This is a genomic window from Streptomyces botrytidirepellens, assembly GCF_003721215.1.
GTDB classification, from domain to species: Bacteria; Actinomycetota; Actinomycetes; order Streptomycetales; family Streptomycetaceae; genus Streptomyces; species Streptomyces himastatinicus.
This window is the reverse complement of the sequence record NZ_RIBZ01000650.1, coordinates 1-5,481: the sequence shown is the minus strand read 5'-3', so window position 1 is coordinate 5,481 and position 5,481 is coordinate 1. Positions and strand designations below refer to the sequence as shown.

Here is a 5,481-nt window from a genome sequence, read left to right as displayed (position 1 = left end):
GTCCGAGGCCGTGCCCACCCGCGGCCCGGCCGGGCGCCCCGACCGCGGCGGCACCCTGCGCATCGCCCGGCCGCCCGCCTCCGACGCCGAGACCCTGGACCCGGCGAGCGCGCTGTCCGCGTACGAATACCTCGGCGCCCTCTACAACCGGCTCGTCCGCGTCGACAAGGAGGGCAAGGTCGCCCCCGACCTCGCCGAGTCCTGGGAGCCCGACGCCAAGGCGCGCACCTGGACCTTCCGGCTCCGCCGCGGCGTCACCTTCCACGACGGCTCCGCCTTCACCTCCGCCGACGCCGCCTACACCCTGCGGCACATCCTCGACACCGCGACCGCCTCCCCGCAGGGCCCGGTGCTCGCCCCGCTCATCGACCCCAAGCGGCTGCGCACCCCCGACCCGCACACCCTCGTGATCCCGCTGAAGAGCCCGCACGCCGAGTTCCCCAGCCTGCTCACGCACTACAACTGCTACGTCGTCCCCGACGGCAGCGCCAAGTCCATCGGCCGCACCGGCATCGGCACCGGCCCCTTCAAACTGGCCTCCTTCACCGCCGCCGGACCCGGCCGGGTCGTGGCGTACGGGGACCACTGGGCCGGGCGCCCGGTGCTGGACGCCATCGACTTCTTCTCCGTCGCCGACATGCAGGCCCGGGCCAACGCCCTGCTCGCCGGGCAGGTCGACCTGCTCTCCCAGACGAACCTGGACTTCGCCACCGCCCGTGTCATCGCCGCCTCCAGCCGCGCCACCATCGCCCGGTCGAAGAACGCCCAGTGGTACGTGCTGCCGATGCTCACCACCGAGAAGCCGTTCACCGACGTACGGGTCCGGCAGGCCATGAAGCTCGCCTACGACCCCGAGCACATCCGGAGGGTCGCCCTCCAGGGCGCGGGCACGCTCGGCTGGGACAACCCCGTACCGCCGAGCGACCCCACCCACATCGCCGCCCACCCCGCCCACGACCCCGAGCGGGCGCACCACCTGCTGAAGCGGGCCGGGCACGAGCGGCTGGCGGTGGACCTCTACACGTCCTCGTACGACCCGATCTTCACGCCCATGGCCCTCGCCTACCAGGAGTCCGCGGCCCGCGCCGGGATCCGGGTCCGGGTCAGGACCGCGGCCGCCGACTCGTACTACACCCAGATCTGGATGAAGAAGCCGCTCATGGCCACCTACTGGTACACCGGGCGCCCCGTCGACCAGCTGCTCAACCAGGTCTTCCGCAGCGGCTCCTCGTACAACGAGACGGCCTGGTCGGACAAGGAGTTCGACGCGCTCCTCGACCGGGCCCGCCGCGAGACCGACGAGGGCCGCCGCCGCGAGCTGTACGGGCAGGCGCAGACCCTGGTGATCGAACGGGGCGGGGCGATCACCCCGATGTTCGCCGACCGGCTCACCGGTATCTCCCGGAAGGTGCGCGGCTACGCCGAGCACGGCTTCGAGTTCGACTACCTCGGCATCGGCCTGAAGGGGGCGTGAGGAACGTGCTCACCTTCATCGTCCGCCGCGTCGTCGCCGCGTTCGGCACCCTGCTGCTCTCCTCCGTCATGGTCTTCCTCGCCGTCCAGGCGCTGCCCGGCGACGTCGCCACCCAGGTGCTCGGCAAGGACGCCACCCCCGACGCGGTCGCCGCGCTGCGCAAGCAGATGGGGCTCGACCAGCCCGCCTGGGAGCGCTACGTCGACTGGATCAAGGGCGCCCTCCACGGCGACTTCGGCACCTCGCTGGTCACCACCAAGCCGGTGGGCTCCGAGGTCGCCCAGTACCTCGGCAACTCGGCCATGATCGCCGTCGTCACCGTCCTCTTCGCGGTCACCGGCTCACTCGTCCTCGGCATCCTCGCCGGGCTCTACCGCGACCGCTGGCCCGACCACGTGATCTCCACGGTCAGCCTGGTCGGGATGTCCATCCCCGAGTTCGTCGTGGCCACCCTGCTGGTGCTCGCCTTCTCCGTCACCGTCCCCGTGCTGCCCGCCGTGGTGCTGTACGGGCCGGGGGCCGGGGCCGGGCAGCTGCTGCCCGCGGTGTGGCTGCCCGCCGCGTCGCTCGCCATCGTGATGGCCGCGTACATCGTGCGGATGGCCCGTACGTCGGTCATCGACGTCATGGCGAGCGAATACGTCACCACCGCCCGCCTCAAGGGGCTGTCCACCTGGCGCGTGGTCACCCGGCACGCGCTGCCCGGCGCCCTGCTGCCCACCCTCCACGTGATCGCGCTCAACGTGGCCTGGCTCATCGGCGGCGTCGCCGTCGTCGAGAACGTCTTCAACTACCCCGGCATCGGCAAGCTGCTGCTCACCTCCGTGCAGAACCGCGACCTGCCCGTCATCCAGGCCATCGCCCTCATCAGCGCCGTCGTCTACGTCATCTGCAACCTCGCCGCCGACCTCGGCTCCATGGCCCTCAACCCCAAGCTCCGCACCCGAGGAGGGAGGATCCGATGAGCGCGCTGAAGACGCCTGCCGCGGCCCCCGTTCCCGCACCGTCCGCCCGGTCAGGGGCCTCCGGCTCCGCCGCCCGCGCCTGGCGCACCGTACGCTCCTCCCGCCCCGCCGCCATCGGGCTCGCGATCGTCGCCGTCCACCTCGTGATCGCGCTGCTCGCCCCGCTGCTCACCCCGTACCACCCCACCGTCGGCGACGCCTCGCACGCGCTGCTCGGACCCGGCGCCGACCACTGGGCGGGCACCGACCAGTACGGGCGCGACGTGCTGACCCGGGTGGTGTACGGCGGGCGGTACGCGCTCGGCGTCTCCGTCACCGCGACCCTCATCACCATCGCGCTGGGCACCGTCCTCGGCTGCGCGGCCGCCCTGCGCGGCGGCTGGCTGGACGATGTGCTGATGCGGATCCTGGACGCGGTGCTGTCCATCCCCGCGATCCTCGTCCTGCTGGTCATCGTCACCGCGCTGGGCACCGGCTCCGGCGTCATCGTGCTGGCCATCGGCGTCATCTGCGTCCCCCAGGTGGTACGCGTCGTCCGCGGCGCCGCGCTCGCCGTCGTCCCCCAGGACTACGTCACCGCGGCGCGCGCCCGCGGCGAGAGCACCTGGGCGATCCTGCGGCGCGAGGTGCTGCCCAACATCATCGACGTGGTGTGCGTCGAATTCGCCATGCGCGCCTCGTGGGTCGTGCTGCTGATCTCCTCGCTGTCCTTCCTCGGCTTCGGCGCCGACCCGCCCACCCCCGACTGGGGCCTCATGGTCTCCGAGAACCGCACCGCCATCACCGTCGTGCCGATGGCCAGCCTCGCGCCCATCATCGCCCTGGCCACCCTCGTCGTCGGGCTCAACCTCGCCGCCGACGGCCTGTCCAAGGCCTGGGGCGTCGACCGCATCCGGGAGGGCTCCTGATGAGTGCCGTTGTCTCCGTGGCGGGCCTGGGGGTCGCCTACCGGTCCGGCGGGCGGGAGATCCCCGTCGTCCACGATGTCGGTTTCGAGCTGCTTCCCGGCCGGACCCTCGCCCTCGTCGGCGAGTCCGGCAGCGGCAAGTCCACCGTCGCCGCCACCCTGCTGGGCCATCTGCGGTACGGCTCGCGGCTCACGGGCGGCACGGTGCGGGTCGACGGGCACGACGTCTTCGCCCTTCCGGCGCGGGAGTTGCGGCGGCTGCGCGGCGGTACGGTCGCGATGATCGCCCAGAACGCGGGCCAGGCCCTCACCCCCTCCATGCGCATCGGGCGGCAGATCGCCGAAGCGGGCGGCGACGTGCCCGTCACCGACCTCCTCGAACAGGTCCGGCTGCCGCGCCCCGCCGAACTCGCCCGCCGCTACCCGCACGAACTCTCCGGCGGGCAGCAGCAGCGCGTCGCCATCGCCATGGCCATCGCCACCCGGCCCAAGGTGCTGGTGTTGGACGAGCCCACCACCGGACTCGACGTGCTCACCCAGCGCTCCGTCCTGGACCTGGTCGGCTCCCTGCGCGACGACCTCGGCCTCGCCGCCGTCCTCGTCAGCCACGACCTGGGTGTCGTCGCGCGGATGGCCGACGAGGTGTGCGTGCTCCGGTCGGGCCGGGTCGTCGAAGCCGCCCCCACCCGGAGGCTCTTCGCCGCCCCCGCCGACCCGTACACCCGCCGCCTGCTCTCCAGCGTTCCCCGGCTGACGGATGCCGGGCTCGCCCTCGTCGGCGAGGACGGGACGCGGGAGGTGCGTCCGAAGCGGCCGGTGCCGGACGATGCGGTTCCGTCTGTTGAGGTGCGGGACGTGACGATCGACTACGGCTCGTCCCGGGCCGTCGACGGTGTCTCCTTCCAGGTGCGGCGGGGTGAAGTGCTGGCCTTGGTCGGCGAGTCCGGCAGCGGCAAGTCCACCCTCGCGTGGGCCCTGGCCGGGCTGCGGGGGCCCTCGGGCGGTTCCATGACCCACGGGGACGGGGACTTGGGCGCTTCGGCGCGGCGGCGGCCGCTTGCGCTCCGGCGCAAGATCCAGCTCGTGTTCCAGAACGCCGATACGTCGCTCAACCCGCGGCGTTCGGTGGGTGACGCCGTGCGGCGGCCCCTGCGGTTCTTCGGGGCCGTGTCCTCGCGTGACGAGGCGGCTGCGAGGGCCCGCCGCCTCATCACCGACGTCCGCCTCGACGCCGACTTCGCCGACCGGCTCCCCGCGCAGCTCTCCGGCGGCCAGCGCCAGCGCATCGGCATCGCGCGGGCGCTGGCCGGTGAGCCGGACATCCTCATCGCGGATGAGATCACCACGGCGCTGGACGTGTCCGTGCAGGCCGATGTGCTGCGCCTGCTCGACGATCTGCGGCGGGAGCGGGACCTGGCCTGCCTCTTCATCAGCCACGACCTGGCGGTGGTGCGGGGGATCGCCGACCGGGTGGTGGTGCTGCGGCACGGGGTGGTGGTGGAGGAGGGGCCGACGGACGCGGTCTTCGCCGCCCCCGGCCACCCGTATACGCGGCAGCTGATGGCCGCCGCGCTGGAACCCGACCCGGACGCCGAACCTGTCGTTGAGGCGGCCGACGACTGGCAGGACGCCGCCGAGCCGGGGGACGTCTGGACCGACCTGGGCGGTGCCCACCGGGTGCGCAGGTGGCGGCCGGCGGATGGCTAGCCCCCACCCCGCCCCTTCCCGAAACCGGGGCGCGGCCCCGGACCCCGCGCGGGCCTGCGCCCCAGGGCGCACCCGCGGGCCCAGGCCCCGGGAGGGGCGTTGCCCCTTGAGGTCTCGTCGCCGGGTGCAGGCCGGTGCGTGGGTTGTGCCCACCCGTTCCTCCCCCAGCTACCGCTGGGAGGTGCCCCCTCTGCGGAACGATTGCCCACAACGTGGCGCACATCCGCCCCGCCGGGGGAGCGCGGGTCGGGGGCCCCGCCTACCAGCCCCTCCGGGCGTACCACCCAGCCCCTCCGGCGTTGGGGGAGTGGGGCTGGGGCGGACGTGCCCCAATCCCAGCCCCTCCGGCGTTTGAGGAGCGGGGTCCAGGGGCGGAGCCCCGGCGGGGGTTCGGGGGCGGAGCCCCCGCAACGGGGGTTCGGGGGCTT

At 73.4% G+C, this 5,481-nt stretch carries 4 protein-coding genes; all 4 read left to right on the top strand.

All coding sequences use genetic code 11. The features are described from left to right. Positions 1–1,474, top strand: a 1,474-nt coding sequence (locus EEJ42_RS34690) for an ABC transporter substrate-binding protein (RefSeq protein ID WP_148082134.1), incomplete at its 5' end; no start/stop codon positions are given. Positions 1,475–1,479: 5 nt separating this feature from the next. Beyond that, positions 1,480–2,439 carry an ABC transporter permease gene (locus EEJ42_RS34685; protein ID WP_123106143.1) on the top strand — a complete coding sequence of 320 codons (960 nt, stop codon included), beginning with the start codon at positions 1,480–1,482 and terminating at the stop codon, positions 2,437–2,439. Further along, positions 2,436–3,347 carry an ABC transporter permease gene (locus tag EEJ42_RS34680; protein WP_123106141.1) on the top strand — a complete coding sequence of 304 codons (912 nt, stop codon included), beginning with the start codon at positions 2,436–2,438 and terminating at the stop codon, positions 3,345–3,347. Before EEJ42_RS34685 ends, EEJ42_RS34680 begins: the two co-directional genes overlap by 4 nt. Next, the gene (locus tag EEJ42_RS34675; protein ID WP_123106139.1) at positions 3,347–5,053 is read left to right on the top strand and encodes a dipeptide ABC transporter ATP-binding protein; all 1,707 of its coding nucleotides are present in this window, start codon (positions 3,347–3,349) and stop codon (positions 5,051–5,053) included. The genes EEJ42_RS34680 and EEJ42_RS34675 overlap by 1 nt, the downstream gene beginning before the upstream one ends. The last annotated feature ends 428 nt before the right edge of the window (positions 5,054–5,481 follow it).